The organism is Pseudomonas sp. LAIL14HWK12:I1, assembly GCF_003202095.1.
GTDB classification, from domain to species: Bacteria; Pseudomonadota; Gammaproteobacteria; order Pseudomonadales; family Pseudomonadaceae; genus Aquipseudomonas; species Aquipseudomonas monteilii.
On record NZ_QJKG01000003.1, the window covers coordinates 109,351 to 127,217 of the forward strand.

Sequence of the window (17,867 nt, forward strand, 5' to 3'; positions counted from 1 at the left end):
TCAGCCTTCAGGACACGGGTATCCGCGACACCGCCTTCACTTCCCGCAACGCCAGGCTCGACTGGATCGAGGCAATGCCCGGCTGCCTGCGCAAAACCTCTTCCACAAACCGGCCATAGCTCTCCAGATCAGTCGCCAGCACCGTCAGCACATAATCAGCCTCGCCGGTCACCTTGTGGCAGGACAGCACCTGCGGCAGCTTCAAGATCACTTGCTCGAAATCATCCGGCGCATTGGCCGAGTGATTACCAAAGCGCACCTGGGCAAACGCCATCACGTCGTACCCCAGCTTCCTGCGGTCGAGGTTGGCTTGGTAATCCTTGATGATACCGAGCTCCTCCAGCCGTTTGCGCCGGCGCCAGCAGGGCGTCACGGTCATCGACAGGCGCTCGCCCAGCGCAGCGCTCGACAGGGTGCCGTCCTCCTGCAAAAGGCGCAGCAGCTCGCGGTCGGTTTCGTCTAGTTCTTCAATAGCAAAAGCTTTGCTCATAGATTGTAATTACCGTTAATACTTTGCTCAAGCATCGGGTTTATCTGAGCATAAAGCAAAGCATTTTCAGGGCTATCTCGCGAAAATTGGTTATCTGGTAACCCCTTGAAAAAGGACATTCGCGTGCTGACAGTCTTTAGCAACAAACACCGCTTGCACCACGGCTCGGAACTCAAGGATGGCGCCATCACGCCATCGTTCGAAAACCCCCGCCGCGCCGACACCGTACTGGCCCGTGTGCACAGCACCGCATTGGGCGATGTGATCGCCGAGCAGGCCTTCGACCGTGCCTGCTATGTGGCGGCGCACAGTGAACGGTATGTAACCTTCCTGGAAAACGCCTGGTCGGAATGGGCCGCCACCGGCAAGACCCACGATGCACTGCCGCTGGTGTGGCCGGTGCGCGACCTGGCCATCGACCGTGAACCCGGCTTCATCGACGGCAAGCTGGGCTTCTACGCCATGGATGCCGGAGCACCGATCACGGCGGGTACCTGGGAGGCCGTGCGCAGCAGCGCCAACGTTGCCCTCACCGGCATGCAGCGCATCATCGACGGTGCCAACAGTGCTTTCGCCCTGTGTCGCCCACCGGGGCATCATGCCGCCCGCGAATACATGGGCGGCTATTGCTACCTGAACAACGCCGCCATCGCCGCCGAGCGCTGCCTGAGCCAGGGCGCCAAGCGCGTAGCTGTGCTGGACGTGGACTTCCACCACGGCAACGGCACACAGAACATCTTCTATGACCGCCCTGATGTGATGTTCGCCTCCCTGCATGGCGACCCGCATGTCTCCTACCCGTACTTCTCTGGCTATGCCCATGAAAAGGGCGCAGGTGCAGGCGAGGGCTTCAATGCCAACTTCCCAATGGGCAAGGGCACTGTCTGGGCGCAGTACCAGGTGGCCCTGCAGGCAGCGCTCAAGCGCATCGTCGCGCACAAGCCCGAATTCCTGGTCGTGTCGCTAGGTGTCGACACCTTTGAAGATGACCCGATCAGCCATTTCAAACTCACCAGCGATGACTTCCTGCGCATGGGCGCCGAGATCGCCAGTGCCGGCATCCCGACCCTGTTCGTGATGGAGGGTGGCTACATGGTCGACGAAATCGGCATCAATGCGGTGAACACCCTGCAAGGGTTCGAAAGCGCGCGCTAACCCGCGCACAAAGCGCTGGCGAGGCCGGTAAACGGCCTTGCCGCAGTATGACAGACCAACAATAACAAGAGGTCGCCATGCAAGACATGCCCGCAAGCCTTGAGCAAAGCAAACCGGTAACGCCCGACCGTGACGGGCACCTGCAACGCACGCTGGAAAACCGCCACATCCAGCTGATTTCCATCGGTGGCGCAATCGGCACTGGCCTGTTCATGGGCTCGGGCAAGGTCATTGCGCTGTCCGGCACCTCAATCCTGCTGGTTTACGCCATCCTCGGGTTCTTTGTGTTCTTCGTCATGCGCGCCATGGGCGAGCTGCTGTTGTCCGACCTACGCTTCAAGTCGTTCGCCGATATCGTCGCCCATTACCTGGGCCCGCGCGCCGGCTTTGTGCTGAGCTGGTCTTACTGGCTGAGCTGGAGCGTGGCAGTGGTTGGTGACGTGGTCGTGGTGGCTGGGTTCTTCCAGTACTGGTATCCCGATGCACCGGCCTGGTTACCCGCGTTCTTCACCCTGTTCGTGCTGTTGGGGTTGAACATGCTGGCGGTGCGGATATTTGGCGAGGTGGAATTCTGGTTCGGCATCATCAAGATCGTTGCCATCGTGCTGTTGATCATCACGGCGGTGGTGATGATCGCCACTTCCTACACCTCACCCAATGGCGTGGTAGCGTCGCTGTCCAACGTGGTCGCACCGGGTGCGGTGCTGCCCCACGGCATCAGTGGCTTCTTCGCCGGGTTCCAGATTGCCGTGTTTTCCTTTGCTGGCACCGAACTGATAGGCACCACCGCCGCCGAGGCGAAGAATCCGCATCGTTCACTGCCCAAGGCCATCAACACCATCCCCTTGCGTATTCTGCTGTTCTACATCCTGGCGCTGGTGTGCATCATCAGCGTGGTGTCGTGGGCCGAGGTGCCGGCCAACCGCAGCCCCTTCGTCGAACTGTTCCTGCTGGCCGGCTTCCCGGCGGCGGCCGGCATGATCAATTTCGTAGTGCTGACCTCGGCAGCCTCTTCGGCCAACAGCGGGGTCTATTCGGGCTGCCGGATGCTGTTCGGTTTGGCCGAGCGGCGTAACGCGCCGGCCCTGTTCGCCAGGCTTTCGGCGCTCAGCGTACCGGTGTACAGCCTGGTTTTTTCCGGTGTGTGCATGCTGATCGGGTTGAGCCTGCTGTTCATCATTCCCGAGGTGATGACGGTGTTCACGCTGATCTCGACGGTTTCGGCGATTCTGGTGATCTTTACCTGGTCGATGATCCTTGCAGCGTACCTTGCCTATCGCAAACGCAACCCGGTTGCGCACCAGGCTTCGCAGTTCAAGCTGCCGGGCGGGGTGCCGATGGCCGTCACGACCTTAGGCTTCCTTGGCTTTGTGCTGGTGCTGCTGGCATTGCAGCCGGATACACGGTTGGCGCTGTGCGTGATGCCGTTGTGGTTCGTGTTTTTGCTGGTGGCATACCGTCGCCGTACTGAACCACATTGAATGTGGTTTTGCTCATCCAACCTGCCGTTCGATCAACGCCATGCACCGTTGCACGACCGGGCTCACATCCCCCTTGCGGCGGCTAAGAATGATCGGGCTCACCGCGCCGCTATCCAGCAAACCGACATACTCGATATCGGTACGGTGCTGCTGTTGCACCGACGCCGGCACCAAGGTCGCCCCCACGCCCACCGCCACCAGGCCGATGGCGGTTTGCAGTTCGTTGGCCCACTGGCTGACGCGAATGCTCATGCCGTGCTGGGCGAACAGCGCCAGCACATGGTCGGCATAACTGGGCCGAGGGTTGGCCGGATAGAGGATGAACGCTTCGCCTGCCAATTGAGCCAGGGTAAGTGGGGGGCCCGCCAGCGGGTGGCCCTTGGGCAGCACGGCCACCAGCGGGTCTTCACGCAGAACCTGCTGGTGGATGGCGGGATCATCGATACGAATGCGCCCAAAAGCGATATCGATACGCCCGCTCTTCAGCGCTTCTACCTGCTGCAGCGTGGTCATCTCGCTCAGGCCCAGCTCCAGCTCGCTGTCCTGGCGCAGCTCGCGGATCAGCTCCGGCAGCACGTTGTACAGGGTCGAGGGGGCAAAGCCGATGCCCAGCCACTGGCGCTGGCCCTGGCCAATACGCCGGGTGTTGTCGCTGATATTCTGCAATTGCTGCAACACGGTGCAGGTCTGCTCATAGAAGAAGCGACCCGCCTCGGTCAGCCGCAGCGGGCGTTCGCGTACCACCAGCAGGGTACCGAGCTGGTCCTCCAGTTGGCTGATCTGCCGGCTCAGTGGTGGCTGGGCAATGTGCAGCAGCTCGGCGGCGCGGGTGAAATTGAGGGTTTCGGCCAGGACTTTGAAGTAACGCAGGTGGCGCAGCTCCACAAGACCTCCAGGGTATGGTGGGAGATTCATTTGATATTGGACGGTCACCAGGGTCTCGCGCAATCCTTGAACACGCAAGTAAATGCACCATTCGGGATTGCCACTGGCAGCCCGACCTGACGGGACCTGGCTACAATGACAAGCGCGCTGATTGAACGCATAGAAGCAATTATCGTCGACCTGCCGACCATTCGCCCGCACAAGCTGGCAATGCACACCATGCAGCAACAGACCCTGGTGGTATTGCGCGTGCACTGCAGCGATGGCGTGGAAGGTATCGGCGAGGCCACCACCATCGGTGGCCTGGCCTATGGCTACGAAAGCCCCGAGGGCATCAAGGCCAATATCGATGCGCACCTGGCGCCTGCGCTGATCGGCTTGGCGGCAGACAACATCAACGCTGCCATGCTCAGGCTGGAAAAGTTGGCCAAGGGCAATACGTTTGCCAAGTCGGGTATCGAAAGCGCGTTGCTCGACGCCCAGGGCAAGCGCCTGGGCCTGCCGGTCAGCGAGCTTCTGGGCGGCCGTGTGCGTGAGAGCCTGGAAGTGGCCTGGACCCTGGCCAGTGGCGACACTGCCCGCGACATCGCCGAAGCTCAGCACATGCTGGAAATTCGCCGTCACCGCGTGTTCAAGCTGAAGATCGGTGCCAACCCGGTGGAGCAAGACCTCAAGCACGTGGTGGCCATCAAGCGTGAGCTGGGCGACAGCGCCAGCGTGCGCGTCGACGTCAACCAGTACTGGGACGAATCCCAGGCCATTCGCGCTTGCCAGGTGTTGGGCGACAACGGTATCGACCTGATCGAACAACCGATTTCACGCATCAACCGGGGTGGCCAGGTGCGCCTGAACCAGCGCAGCCCGGCGCCGATCATGGCCGATGAGTCGATCGAAAGCGTCGAGGACGCCTTCAGTCTGGCCGCCGACGGCGCGGCCAGCATCTTCGCCCTGAAAATCGCCAAGAACGGCGGCCCGCGTGCCGTATTGCGCACCGCGCAAATCGCCGAGGCCGCCGGTATCGCCCTGTATGGCGGCACCATGCTCGAAGGTTCGATCGGCACTTTGGCGTCGGCCCATGCCTTCCTTACCCTGCGCCAACTCACCTGGGGAACCGAGCTGTTCGGCCCGCTGCTGCTGACCGAAGAAATCGTCAACGAGCCGCCGCAGTACCGCGACTTCCAGCTGCACATTCCCCGTACCCCAGGCCTGGGCCTGACCCTGGACGAACAGCGCCTTGCGCGCTTCGCTCGTCGCTGATCAGCAAGCAAGGAGAAATCATGCTGTTCCACGTGAAGATGACCGTGAAACTGCCAGTCGACATGGATCCGGCCAAGGCTGCCAAGCTCAAGGCCGATGAAAAGGAACTGGCTCAGCGCCTGCAGCGCGAGGGCACCTGGCGCCACCTGTGGCGCATTGCCGGGCACTATGCCAACTACAGCGTGTTCGATGTGCCCAGCGTCGAGGCGCTGCACGATACCCTGATGCAACTGCCATTGTTCCCGTACATGGACATCGAGGTGAACGGCCTGTGCCGGCACCCTTCGTCGATCCACAGCGACGACCGCTGATTCGCACCTGACTACCCGACAAGAACAATACGAGGTAAGCACGATGACCGTGAAAATTTCCCACACTGCCGATGTTCAAACCTTCTTCAACAAGGTGGCTGGCCTGGACCATGCCGAGGGCAACCCACGCTTCAAGCAGATCATCCTGCGCGTCCTGCAGGACACCGCGCGCCTGGTCGAAGACCTGGAAATCACCGAAGACGAATTCTGGCACGCCATTGACTACCTCAACCGCCTGGGCGGCCGTAACGAGGCGGGCCTGCTGGCCGCAGGCCTGGGTATCGAGCACTTCCTCGACCTGCTGCAAGACGCCAAGGACGCCGAAGCCGGCTTGGGTGGCGGCACACCGCGCACCATCGAAGGCCCGCTGTACGTGGCCGGTGCGCCGCTGGCGCAAGGCGAAGCGCGCATGGATGACGGCACCGATCCGGGTGTGGTGATGTTCCTTCAGGGCCAGGTGTTCGATGCCGACGGCAAGCCGCTCGCCGGTGCCACCGTCGACCTCTGGCACGCCAACACCCAGGGCACTTATTCGTACTTCGATTCGACTCAGTCCGAATACAACCTGCGCCGCCGCATCATCACCGATGCCGAGGGCCGCTACCGTGCGCGCTCCATCGTGCCGTCGGGGTACGGCTGCGACCCGCAGGGCCCGACCCAGGAATGCCTGGACCTGCTCGGCCGCCACGGCCAGCGCCCGGCGCACGTGCACTTCTTCATCTCGGCACCTGGGTTCCGCCACCTGACCACGCAGATCAACTTCGAGGGCGACAAGTACCTGTGGGATGACTTCGCCTACGCCACCCGTGACGGGTTGATTGGCGAGCTGCGCTTTGTCGAAGATGCCGCTGCCGCGCGTGATCGCGGTGTTCAGGGCGAGCGCTTTGCCGAACTGGCGTTCGACTTCCACCTGCAGGCGGCTGCAGCGCCGGAGGCCGAAGCGCGCAGCCATCGGCCGCGTGCGTTGCAGGAGGGCTGAGTTCTAGCCTGGATTCACAGTGTTTTGGCCTGGGCCTTTCCGTGCGGGGAGGGCCTGGGCTTTTTGCTGTCGGCCGCTTGTCATCTAGAATCGGCCTTTTACCCCGAGCCCGCACCATGCTCCCGATTGCACTGTTACCGACTACCGCCGACCAGGCCCCGCTCATCCGCAACCTTTACCAGTTCTACTCTTACGAGTCCTCCGACTGGGAGCAGGAAGATGTCGAAGTGGATGGCCGCTTCTACATCCACGACGAGCACCTGCAGCGCTACTGGCAGGACGACGGTTGGGGCGCCTACCTGGTGCTGGCGGACGGCTTCATCGCCGGTTTCGTACTGGTGGAACGCAGCGAGCTGCCGGGCCTCGATGCCCTCGAACTGGCCGACCTGTTCATCCTGAAGAAATACCGCCGCCAGGGTATTGGGCAGGCGGTGGCGTTGCAGTTGTTGAGCGGTGAGGGCGACTGGTTGTTGCGCTGCTACGCACAGGATCCGCCCGCTGTGGCGTTCTGCAAGGCTGTGCTGGCGAACCTGTCGCGCCCGGCACAGGCGATTGCCTTGGACGATGAGCCTGACTTGCTGAATTTCCTGGTGAGTGGCGCCCGCCATTGAGGCTGTATCTGTCTTCGTTCGTCCTTGAAGGGGAATAGCGAGATTTTTGTGAGCCGCTTCACAAAATCGTCATGAGCGGCATAATGCCATCAACGCATACCAAGACCCGGCCACAGTGTGCCGGGGTCCCTTCTCATGCCCCTCGAGGGTTCAGGTAAAGTTCATGTCGCTAGCTGCAAACCCCGACATCATGTACCGGCTGTTGATCCAGAGCGTGGTGGACTATGCCATCTACCTGCTCACCCCCGAGGGTATTGTCGCCAACTGGAACCCCGGTGCCCAACGTGCCAAGGGCTACCATGCCGATGAAATTGTCGGCCAGCATTACTCGTTGTTTTACACCGATGCCGAGCGTGCAGCCGGGCTGCCGGCGCTGAACCTGGAGCAGGCGCGCAGCACCGGGCGCTTTGAAGAAGTGGGTTCGCGCCTGCGTAAGGATGGCACTGCCTTTCACGCCCATGTGGTCATCGAAGCGGTGCATGACGATGCCGGGCAACTGGTGGGGTTCGCCAAGGTCACCCGCGACATTTCCGAGCGCCACCACCAGGAGCAGGAGCTGCTGAAGGCCAAGGAACTGGCCGAGCAGTACAGCCAGGAAATGACCAAGCTGTCTCAGTTCCTGGATTCGGTGATTGCCAACATTCCTGCCAGCGTCATCGTCCAGGACCTGGAAAGCCAGCGCATCCTGTTGGCCAACCAGCAGGCCGAGCGCCTGTTCGGCGGGCCGGGGCGCAGCATGATCGGTCAGTTGCCCGGTGACTGCCTTGCCCCCGCAGCGGCCGGCTACCTTGAGCAGCAACTGGCGCGTGGTGCCCGCAGTACCAAGGGCCATGCCGCCGAAACCCGCGTCGACACGGCCCGCGGCCCGCGCACCCTTCGCAGCCGCACCTTGCTCAGCCAGAACCGCGAGGGCCAGGCTGACTACGTGCTCTTCGTCGCCGAGGACGCCACTGAAGAGTTGGCCGCCCATGCGCAGATCCACCACATGGCGCACCATGATGCGCTCACCGGGTTGCCCAACCGAACGCTGTTCAACGAACGCCTGCGACAGGCCCTGGTGCGCGGCAGCGAAAACGCCAAGCTGACCGCTGCCTTGTGCCTGGACCTGGACAATTTCAAGAACATCAACGACTCGTTGGGCCATGCCTTTGGCGACAAGCTGCTGCGCGAGCTGGGCAAACGCCTGCGCCGCGAGTTGCGCGAGCACGACACTCTGGCGCGTCTGGGTGGTGACGAGTTTGCCGTGGTGCTGACCGGCCTGGATGGCCGAGATGCCGCATGCAACACCGCGCAGCGGTTGATCAACGCCATCTGCCCGCCGTTCCAGATCGAGGGGCACCAGTTCACTGTGGGGGTCAGCATCGGCATTGCCATCGCCCCCGATGACAACGACCAGGCCGAGCAATTGCTCGGTTATGCCGACATGGCGCTGTACGAGGCCAAGCGCAATGGCCGCAACCGCTACGAGTGTTTCGACGTCGAGCTGGACGTCGCGGCCCGCCAGCGCCGCCTGGTGGAAACCGACCTGCGTACCGCGCTGCATCTGGGCCAGCTGCAGCTGCACTACCAGCCGGTGGTCGACCAGCAGACCAGCAGCGTTACCGGTTACGAGGCGTTGCTGCGCTGGGAGCACCCGACCCGTGGCATGGTCATGCCCATGGACTTCATCCCCATCGCTGAAGAAACCGGGCTGATCCACGAACTGGGCACGCGTGCACTGAACCTGGCTTGCCAGGAGGCGGCCAGCTGGGACAGCGAGCAGACCGTGTCGGTCAACCTGTCGGCCGTGCAGTTCAAAAATGGCAACCTTGTCCATATTGTCGCCCTGGCGCTGGCCGACTCAGGCCTGCCGCCGCAGCGGCTGGAGCTGGAAATTACCGAATCGGTACTGCTGGGCAACAGCGAAGAAAACGTGCGCACCTTGCGTGCGCTGAAAGACCTGGGTGTGTCCATTTCGCTGGACGACTTCGGGACCGGCTACTCATCGTTGGGGTACCTGCGGTCGTTCCCGTTCGACCGGATCAAGATCGACAAGTCGTTCGTGCACGACATGTGCGACAGCCGCGAAGCAATGTCGATCATTCGCGCCATTACCGACCTGTCCAACAGCCTGATGATCAAGACCACGGCCGAGGGGGTGGAGTCGGAAGAGCAGATGCGTCGGTTGGCGGCGGAAGGGTGTTCGCACTTTCAGGGTTACCTGTACGGGCGGCCGGCACCGGCGAGCGAGCGGTTGAAGCAGGTCATTACGCCAGGCTGACGGCTTACGCGGTCTTACTCAAAATCTAAAAACTTGTGCAATCCTTATGGGAGCGGGCGTGCCCGCTCCCATAAGGCCTGTGTCGCGCTTATGAATTTCAGCTATTCCAGTCCGGCGCAAACGCCGGGCTCACTACGCGCTGATCCTTCGGCAACCCGGCAATCGCCGCACGGTCTTCGTCATCCAGTTGCACGTCCAGCGCTGCCAGGTTGGCCAGTTGGTTTTCGCGGCTACTGGCCTTGGGGATCGCCGCTACGCCGTCCTGGTCCAGCAGCCACTTCAGTGCTACCTGGCCAGGCAGCACACCATGCTTACGGGCAACTTCCTGGATGACCGGCTGCGCCGCTGCCTGGCCACGGGCCAGTGGGGTGTAGGCGGTGAGCAGCAGGTCATGGCGGCGCGCGTAATCAAGCAGCGGTTGCTGGCCAAGTAGCACATGGTATTCCACCTGGATCGCCGACAACGGTGCGCCCAGGGTTTCCATCACCTGGCGCAGCAGCCCAAGCGGGAAGTTGGCCACGCCGATGTGCCGCGCCTTGCCTTCGTCACGCAGCGCTACCAACGTTTCGATGCTGCGGGCCAGGTCCCAGTCCTGGCCGGGCCAGTGAATGTGGAACAGGTCGACGTGCTCGGTGCCCAGCGCGCGCAGGCTGTCTTCCAGTGACTGACGCATGGCCTTGGGTTCCAGGCGGTCCCACCACACCTTGGTGGTCAGGTGGATCTGCTCGCGCGGCACGTCGCTGTCGCGCAGGGCCTGGCCGACAGCCGCTTCGTTGTCGTAAGCGGTGGCGGTATCGATGTGCCGGTAACCCACGTCCAGCGCCTGGCGCACGGCCTGGGTGCACGCGGTGCCAGTCATCGGCCAGGTGCCCAGGCCGATTGCGGGCAGGGCCAGGCCGTTACGGGTGGTGAGCCTTTGCATGTAAATTCCTTGTAGGGTGTGCAGGGTTCGCGGTCGATGGTCGGCGATCAGCACGGCACGGGCCATGCGTGCGGGGCACAAAGTGGTCGATCAGCGAACAGAATTTGCAGTCGGCCTGGACAAGCGGCAATTGAACTTCCTTATGCTGCGCCATCTCTTCTAGAATCCGAACTGTTGCACCCGCCAGGCCATGCCTGTGCGGCCTTCCCTGGGCGCTGCCTGCTGGCGCGCCGTCATCGAGAGAGCCATGAGTTCCAGCACACCGCTGTCCGGCGTCAACCAACCTCTGCGTGGCATCACCCTCGTCGTGGTGGCGACGTTTCTGTTTGCCAGCCACGATGCCTTGTCCAAGTTTCTTGGCGGCCTGTACCCGATCATCATGGTGGTGTGGGCACGCTATTTAGTGCATACGCTGCTGATGGCCGGCATCTTTCTGCCCAAGTCGGGTATGAACGTGCTGCGCACCCGTCGGCCGCTGTTGCAGACGCTGCGTGCCTTGAGCCTGCTCAGCACCAGCCTGTTGTTTACCGCTGGCCTGCAATACCTGCCGCTGGCCGAGGCCACGGCAGTCAACTTTCTTGCCCCGGTGCTGGTCACCGCGCTGTCGGCGCCGCTGCTCAAAGAGCGGGTGACGGTGGGGCAGTGGGTGGCGGTGGTGTTGGGCTTTATCGGCGTGCTGGTGGTAGTACACCCGGGGGGAGCAATGTTCACCCCTGCCATTCTGTACCCGTTCGGTTCGGCGCTGGGGTTCTGCTTCTACCAACTGCTGACCCGCATCCTGGCGGCGCACGACAGCCCGACCACCAGCAACTTCTATGCGGGGCTGTGCAACACCTTGGCGTTGAGTGCGCTGGTGCCGTTTTTCTGGGAAATGCCGCGTTGGGACCATGCGCTGCTGATGCTGGCGTTGGGGGGCTTTGGCATGACGGCGCACCTGCTGCTGACCCAGGCCTTCCGCCATGCGGCGCCAGCGTTGCTGGCACCGTTCAGCTACTGCCAGATCGTGTTTGCCGGGTTGCTCGGGTTCGTGATCTACAGCCAGGTGCCGGATACCTTGAGCCTGGTGGGTATTTCGGTTATTTGCCTCAGTGGGCTGGGGGCGGCGTGGATGCAGCGGCGTAAATGAGGCGCTCGATCTCACAAACGCCAAACTTCTTCAGCCAAGCACCTACCGAGCCATAAACTGCAAAATACGCTCGCGCAACCAGCGCTCGGCGGGGTCGTTGTCCTGGGCACCACTCCACACCATCGACAGCTCTGCCTCGGTGATATCGAACGGCGCCGGGTCGGCACGCAAGCTGCCGTCGTCGGCCAGGGCGCAGGCGGCGTAGTCCGGCACCGTGGCGATCATCTCGGTATTGCGTAGCAGGGCGCGCAGGCTGCCGAACTGCGGCACTGCCAGCACCACCTTGCGGCAACGACCGATGCGCGCCAGGTCCAGGTCGATATTGCCGCTCATGTCGCCGGAGAACGACACCATCACATGCGGGCGGGCGCAGTATTCGTCGAGGGTCAGCGGGCCGGGGCGGTCGTCGGCGCGCAGTACCCGCACGCCGATGTTACGCAGCTTGCGGCGTTTGGCGGTGGCCGGCAGGTCGGTGGTGTAGCTCACACCGACCGAAATTTCACCGCTGGCCAGCAAGCCGGGCATCAGCAGGAAGTTGGCACGCCGTACCACCACGCTGATATCCGGGGCCTCTTCGCGAAGGGCCTGCAGAAGCGCTGGGAACAGGCCGAACTCGGCATCGTCCGACAGGCCCAGGCGGAACACGTTGCAACTGCTGGCCGGGTCGAACTCGCGGGCTCGGCTGATGGCGGCGGAAATCACGTCCATGGCCGGGCCCAGCTCGGCGAAGATCTGCATGGCCCTGGGCGTGGGCTCCATGGCCCGGCCGCTACGGATCAGCAGCGGGTCGTCAAACAGCTCGCGCAGGCGGGCGAGGGCGGCGCTGACGGTGGACTGGGTGATGAACAGCTTTTCACCCACGCGGGTCAGGTTGCGTTCGATCATCAGGGCTTCGAACAGCACCAGCAGGTTCATGTCGACGCGGCGCAGGTCGTTGCGGTTCATTGGGCTCGGGTTCCGGGGGTAGAGGGCTTGGCGGTGTATTGAAGCATGTGGGCGGCCTGCTTGCCTTGTATGGATGTGCCTGCCAACGCCTGACAGAGCCAGCCTATCACCCCCTAACAGCCACTCTATTAGAAGTCTGCCCAAGCTCGGCTAGTCTTTCCCCTGGCCCCGCGAATTCCGCGAGCGGGCGGTGTGTCAGCACCTGCGTGCAAGACCGCACCGGCCCGCCGTGACAGCTTCGCAAGCCCCGTGTAGACCTGATGAGGGGTAGCACGAGCCCACACGCTCGGCTGAAAGAACACCTGGCATAGACCGGAAATCTGGATAACCGACCCAAAGGTACCCGCAGATGTCGAACGAATCGAAATGCCCGTTCCATCAAACCGCAGGTGGCGGCACCACCAACCGTGACTGGTGGCCTGACCAGCTCAACCTGAGGATTCTTCACCAACATTCGTCCAAGTCCAGCCCTGACCCGGACTTCGATTATGCCAAGGCGTTCAAGAGCCTGGACTTCCAGGCCCTGAAAAAAGACCTGACCGCCTTGATGACCGATTCGCAGGACTGGTGGCCCGCCGACTTCGGCCACTACGGCCCGCTGTTCATCCGCATGGCCTGGCACAGCGCCGGTACCTACCGCATTGGTGATGGCCGGGGTGGCGCCGGCTCGGGTCAGCAGCGTTTCGCCCCGCTCAACAGCTGGCCGGACAACGTCAGCCTGGACAAGGCCCGGCGCCTGCTGTGGCCGATCAAGCAAAAGTACGGCAACAAGATTTCCTGGGCCGACCTGATCGTGCTTACCGGCAACGTCGCCCTCGAATCCATGGGCTTCAAGACGTTCGGGTTCTCGGGCGGGCGTGCCGATGTGTGGGAGCCCGATGAAGACGTGTACTGGGGTTCGGAAAAGGTCTGGTTGGGGGGCGATACCCGCTACGGCAAGGACCAGGTCAAGGCGCAGCCGCCAGGCCAGGGTGACCTGGTGGCCGAACCGGCCAAACATGGCGAAGAGCAAAACCGCGACCTGTCGGCCGAGCGCAACCTGGAAAACCCACTGGCCGCCGTGCAGATGGGCCTGATCTACGTGAACCCGGAAGGGCCGGAAGGTAACCCCGACCCGGTGGCTTCGGGCAAGGATATCCGCGAGACCTTCGGCCGCATGGCCATGAACGACGAAGAAACCGTGGCACTGATTGCAGGTGGCCACGCCTTCGGCAAGACCCACGGTGCCGGCCCTGCCGACAACGTCGGCCCGGAGCCGGAAGCTGCAGGCCTGGAGCTGCAGGGGTTGGGTTGGGCCAACAAGTTCGGAAGCGGCAAGGGTGGCGATACCATCACCAGCGGCCTGGAAGTGACCTGGACCTCGACCCCCACCCGATGGAGCAACGAGTACCTCAACAACCTGTTCAACTTCGACTGGGAACTGACCAAGAGCCCGGCCGGTGCCCACCAGTGGCGGCCGAAGGAGGGCAAGGGGGCAGGCACCGTGCCGGATGCCCATGACCCGGCCAAGCGCCACGCGCCTTCCATGCTCACCTCCGACCTGGCGCTGCGCTTCGACCCGATCTACGAACCGATCGCTCGCCGCTTCAAGGACAACCCTGAGCAGTTGGCGGATGCTTTCGCCCGCGCCTGGTACAAGCTGATCCACCGCGACATGGGCCCGCTTGCGCGTTACCTGGGCCCGGAAATGCCCAATGAAGAGCTGCTGTGGCAGGACCCGTTGCCCAAAGCTGAGGCATCCACTCTCAGTGAACAAGACATCGCGGCCCTCAAGGCCAAGGTTTTAGCTTCGGGCTTGAGCGTGGGCGAGCTGGTTTCCACCGCCTGGGCATCGGCCTCGACCTTCCGTGGCTCCGACAAGCGCGGTGGTGCCAATGGCGCCCGCTTGCGCCTGGCGCCGCAGAAGGACTGGGCTGCAAACCAGGGTGTAGACAAGGTGCTGGCGGCGCTGGAGAAGATTCAGGCCGACTTCAACAATGGCGGTAAAAAGGTCTCGATGGCCGACCTGATCGTGCTGGCGGGTACGGCCGCCGTTGAAAAGGCCGCCAAGGATGCCGGCTACAGTGGCAGCGTTGGGTTCCGCCCGGGCCGTGTCGATGCGTCCCAGGCGCAGACCGATGTCGAATCGTTTGCCGTGCTGGAACCGTTGGCCGATGGTTTCCGCAATTTCACCAAGGCTCGCTATAGCGTCAAGGCCGAGAAGCTGTTGCTGGACAAGGCCCAGTTGCTGACCCTGACCGCGCCGGAGCTGACCGTGCTGATCGGTGGCCTGCGCGTGTTGGGCGCCAACCATGGCGGCAGCAAGCAGGGCGTGTTCACCGACAAGCCCGGCACCTTGAGCAATGACTTCTTCCGCAACCTGTTGGACATGGGCGTGGAATGGAAGGCGACTTCGGCAGACAACGAAAGCTTCGAAGGCCGCGATCGCAAGACCGGGCAGGTGAAGTGGACCGGTAGCCGGGTTGACCTGGTGTTTGGTTCGCATGCCCAGTTGCGGGCGCTGAGTGAGGTGTATGGCAGCAGTGATGGGGGTGACAAGTTCGTCCGGGACTTTGTGGCCGCGTGGCAGAAGGTCATGGAGCTGGATCGCTTTGACCTGAAGTAGCAGTGTTTCCGGGGGCGCATCGCGCCCCCTTTGCAGTGGCCATCCCGCCAATTCCAGGTCGGATAGATACAAAAGCGTCCTCGTCGGTTCTGTTGCAATGCTTCTCAGGCGGCAAGCCTGAACAGCGTGCTTACAACGACAAGGAACCCCGACCATGCAAATGCCCAAGACCCTGAAAATCCGCAATGGCGACAAGGTGCAGCCAACCTTCTCGGCCCAGGAATATGCGGCCCGCCATGCCCGGCTGCGGGCCTACATGGACGAGCAGGACATCGAAGCGGCGATCTTCACGTCGTACCACAACGTCAACTACTACAGCGATTTTCTCTACTGCTCGTTCGGCCGCCCCTATGCGCTGGTGATCACCCAGGACAAGGTGGTCTCGATCAGTGCCAACATCGACGGCGGGCAACCCTGGCGGCGCACGGTGGGCACTGACAACATCGTCTACACCGACTGGCAGCGCGACAACTTCTTCGTCGCCATCCAGCAGGCCCTGCCGCTGGCCTCGCGCATTGGCGTGGAGCATGACCACCTCAACCTGCAGAACCACGGCAAGCTCGCCGCCTGCTACCCCAAGGCCGAGCTGGTAGACATCGGTGCACCCTGCATGCGCATGCGCATGATCAAGTCGGCCGAGGAGCAGGCGCTGATTCGCCATGGCGCGCAGGTGGCCGATATCGGCGGTGCGGCGGTGGTAGAGGCGCTGCGCGATCAAGTGCCTGAATATGAAGTGGCATTGCATGCCACCCAGGCGATGGTCCGGGAAATTGCCAAGCGCTTCCCCGATGCCGAGCTGATGGACACCTGGACCTGGTTCCAGTCCGGGCTCAACACCGACGGTGCGCACAACCCGGTAACCAGCCGCCGCGTGGGCAAGGGTGAAATCCTCAGCCTCAACTGCTTCCCGATGATCGCTGGCTACTACACCGCGCTGGAGCGCACACTGTTCCTCGACCATTGCCCGGACGAGCACCTGCGCCTGTGGCAGGCCAACGTCGAGGTACACGAGGCCGGGTTGAAGCTGGTACGTCCGGGCATGCGCTGCAGCGATATCGCCCGTGAACTGAACGAGATTTTCCTGCGCCACGACCTGCTGCAATACCGCACCTTCGGTTATGGCCACTCGTTCGGCACCTTGAGTCACTACTACGGCCGCGAAGCCGGGCTGGAGCTGCGCGAAGACATCGACACGGTGCTGGAGCCGGGCATGGTGGTGTCGATCGAACCGATGATCATGCTGCCTGAAGGGCGACTGGGGGCGGGCGGGTATCGCGAGCATGACATCCTGATCGTCACTGACCACGGCGCTGAGAACATCACCCGATTCCCGTATGGGCCGGAGCACAACATCATTCGCAAGTAAGCATCGGTGGTGCCTCGTCGCGGCTTCAGCCGCGATGAGGCCAGCCCAGACAACAAAAAAATCACTGTATGACCACCAGACCCTGCCTCCAATTAAAAGAACCAGAGGGTACCCGTCATGTCCAGCACCACACTTGACCCATCCACCGTCGACGGCCCCGCGCTCAGTGCCGAACGCCAGGCCCTGCGCAAGGCCGCCCGGGCCAGTTTCATGGGCAACTTCGTCGAGTGGTTCGACTACGCCGCCTACGGCTACCTGGCCACCATCATCGCCGCCACCTTCTTCCCGCAAACCGATAAGACCACCGGCTTGCTGGCCACCTTTGCAGTGTTTGCCCTGTCGTTCCTGGTGCGGCCACTGGGCGGCATTGTCTGGGGCCATTTCGGCGACCGCCATGGCCGGCGCAACGCACTGTCGTGGTCGATCCTGATCATGTCGGTATCCACCTTTTGCATTGGCCTGTTGCCCGGTTATGCGCAAATCGGCCTGTGGGCACCCTGCCTGCTGTTGCTGATCCGCCTGGTGCAGGGCTTTTCGGCTTCGGGCGAGTACGCCGGTGCCGCCGCGTTTTTGGCTGAATACGCACCGCCTGGACGGCGCGGCTTGTACACCAGCATCGTGCCGGCCAGCACCGCAGCGGGGTTGCTGTTTGGTGCGGCATTCGTGGCGGTACTGCACGAGCTGCTCAGCAGCGAAGCCCTGCATGAATGGGGCTGGCGGCTGCCGTTCCTGCTGGCGGCGCCGTTTGGCCTGGTAGGGCGTTATATCCGCATGAGCCTGCAGGACACCCCCAAATTTCTGGAGATGGAGCAGCGCCTGGAAAACAAAGCCTGCATGGCGCAGGCGCCAATACGCGAACTGATGAGCCAGCACCGCCGCAGCCTGGCCATCGGCATTGGCGTTACCTGCCTGAACGCCGTGGCGTTCTACCTGCTGCTTAGCTACATGCCGACCTACCTGTCCACTGAAATGGGCATGAGCGAGCGGGATTCGTTCATTGCCTCGACGGTGTCGCTGGCCACCTATATCGGCTTGATCTTCCTGATGGGGCGTTTGTCCGACCAGTTTGGCCGCAAGACCATGCTGGTGGTGGCGTCGCTGTTGTTCCTGGGGCTGACCGTGCCGTTGTTCCGCCTGCTCGATGGGCAGCCGCTGGTGGTGATCCTGGCGATCCAGATTTGCTTCGGGGCGGTACTGGCGATGAACGACGGGACCTTGCCGTGCCTGCTGGCGGAGATTTTCCCGACCCGGGTGCGTTTCAGTGGCTTTGCCCTGAGCTTCAATCTGGCCAACGCGCTGTTTGGCGGGACTGCGCCGTTCATTGCCACCTGGCTGATCCAGGTGACCGGCAGCAAGCTGGCGCCGGCGGGGTATTTGCTGGCGGCGGCACTGGTCGCGCTGGTGGCCATGCTGATGTGTCGGGAAACGGCGCACTCGGCTCTTGAAGATTAGTTGACCTGTACCGGCCTCTTCG

15 protein-coding genes are annotated in these 17,867 nt (G+C 62.6%); 11 read left to right on the forward strand and 4 right to left on the reverse strand.

Annotated features, from left to right (window positions below; all coding sequences use genetic code 11):
- Nucleotides 1-7: 7 nt before the first annotated feature.
- Complete coding sequence (locus tag D906_RS09825; protein WP_019097874.1) at nt 8-490, reverse strand: Lrp/AsnC family transcriptional regulator; 483 nt, start codon at nt 488-490, stop codon at nt 8-10.
- A 123-nt stretch (nt 491-613) separates the two neighbouring features.
- Here D906_RS09825 and D906_RS09830 point away from each other — a divergent pair, with 123 nt between their 5' ends.
- Together D906_RS09830 and D906_RS09835 are read left to right on the forward strand one after the other, a co-directional pair.
- Nucleotides 614-1,645 carry a histone deacetylase family protein gene (locus D906_RS09830; protein WP_019097873.1) on the forward strand — a complete coding sequence of 344 codons (1,032 nt, stop codon included), beginning with the start codon at nt 614-616 and terminating at the stop codon, nt 1,643-1,645.
- Between the two features lie 77 nt (nt 1,646-1,722).
- On the forward strand, nt 1,723-3,126 hold the full coding sequence (locus tag D906_RS09835; protein ID WP_019097872.1) for an amino acid permease: 1,404 nt from the start codon (nt 1,723-1,725) through the stop codon (nt 3,124-3,126).
- A gap of 12 nt (nt 3,127-3,138) precedes the next feature.
- Here the strand turns inward: D906_RS09835 and catR are convergent, their stop codons facing one another.
- Entirely contained in the window at nt 3,139-4,011 is an 873-nt protein-coding gene (gene catR / locus D906_RS09840) for an HTH-type transcriptional regulator CatR (protein WP_027615127.1), read from the reverse strand.
- A gap of 135 nt (nt 4,012-4,146) precedes the next feature.
- On the opposite strand from catR, the gene D906_RS09845 reads away from it, so the two are divergent.
- The 5 genes from D906_RS09845 (at nt 4,147) to D906_RS09865 (ending at nt 9,429) form a co-directional block, all read left to right on the forward strand.
- Complete coding sequence (locus D906_RS09845; protein WP_025754506.1) at nt 4,147-5,268, forward strand: muconate cycloisomerase family protein; 1,122 nt, start codon at nt 4,147-4,149, stop codon at nt 5,266-5,268.
- 20 nt (nt 5,269-5,288) lie between these two features.
- The gene (gene catC / locus D906_RS09850) at nt 5,289-5,579 is read left to right on the forward strand and encodes a muconolactone Delta-isomerase (RefSeq protein ID WP_016715677.1); all 291 of its coding nucleotides are present in this window, start codon (nt 5,289-5,291) and stop codon (nt 5,577-5,579) included.
- A gap of 43 nt (nt 5,580-5,622) precedes the next feature.
- Entirely contained in the window at nt 5,623-6,558 is a 936-nt protein-coding gene (catA, locus tag D906_RS09855) for a catechol 1,2-dioxygenase (RefSeq protein ID WP_025754505.1), read from the forward strand.
- Between the two features lie 116 nt (nt 6,559-6,674).
- Nucleotides 6,675-7,169 carry a GNAT family N-acetyltransferase gene (locus D906_RS09860; protein WP_016715679.1) on the forward strand — a complete coding sequence of 165 codons (495 nt, stop codon included), beginning with the start codon at nt 6,675-6,677 and terminating at the stop codon, nt 7,167-7,169.
- 163 nt (nt 7,170-7,332) lie between these two features.
- Nucleotides 7,333-9,429: a bifunctional diguanylate cyclase/phosphodiesterase gene (locus tag D906_RS09865; RefSeq protein WP_016715680.1), complete on the forward strand. Its 2,097-nt coding sequence runs from the start codon at nt 7,333-7,335 to the stop codon at nt 9,427-9,429.
- Nucleotides 9,430-9,526: 97 nt separating this feature from the next.
- On the opposite strand, the gene D906_RS09870 is transcribed toward D906_RS09865, so the two are convergent.
- On the reverse strand, nt 9,527-10,351 hold the full coding sequence (locus tag D906_RS09870) for an aldo/keto reductase (protein WP_019097867.1): 825 nt from the start codon (nt 10,349-10,351) through the stop codon (nt 9,527-9,529).
- A 247-nt stretch (nt 10,352-10,598) separates the two neighbouring features.
- On the opposite strand from D906_RS09870, the gene D906_RS09875 reads away from it, so the two are divergent.
- Nucleotides 10,599-11,477, forward strand: a complete 879-nt coding sequence (locus tag D906_RS09875; protein WP_016715684.1) for a DMT family transporter — start codon at nt 10,599-10,601, stop codon at nt 11,475-11,477.
- A 42-nt stretch (nt 11,478-11,519) separates the two neighbouring features.
- Here the strand turns inward: D906_RS09875 and D906_RS09880 are convergent, their stop codons facing one another.
- Entirely contained in the window at nt 11,520-12,422 is a 903-nt protein-coding gene (locus tag D906_RS09880; protein WP_019097866.1) for a LysR family transcriptional regulator, read from the reverse strand.
- A 349-nt stretch (nt 12,423-12,771) separates the two neighbouring features.
- Here D906_RS09880 and katG point away from each other — a divergent pair, with 349 nt between their 5' ends.
- The 3 genes from katG to D906_RS09895 all read left to right on the forward strand — a co-directional run bounded on the left by katG (nt 12,772) and on the right by D906_RS09895 (nt 17,845).
- A complete protein-coding gene (gene katG, locus D906_RS09885) occupies nt 12,772-15,027 on the forward strand; it encodes a catalase/peroxidase HPI (RefSeq protein WP_027609067.1) in 2,256 nt (751 codons plus the stop codon).
- 154 nt (nt 15,028-15,181) lie between these two features.
- Nucleotides 15,182-16,393, forward strand: coding sequence for a M24 family metallopeptidase (locus tag D906_RS09890; protein WP_019097865.1), 1,212 nt, complete (start codon nt 15,182-15,184; stop codon nt 16,391-16,393).
- A 117-nt stretch (nt 16,394-16,510) separates the two neighbouring features.
- The gene (locus tag D906_RS09895) at nt 16,511-17,845 is read left to right on the forward strand and encodes an MFS transporter (protein ID WP_019097864.1); all 1,335 of its coding nucleotides are present in this window, start codon (nt 16,511-16,513) and stop codon (nt 17,843-17,845) included.
- Nucleotides 17,846-17,867: the final 22 nt, after the last annotated feature.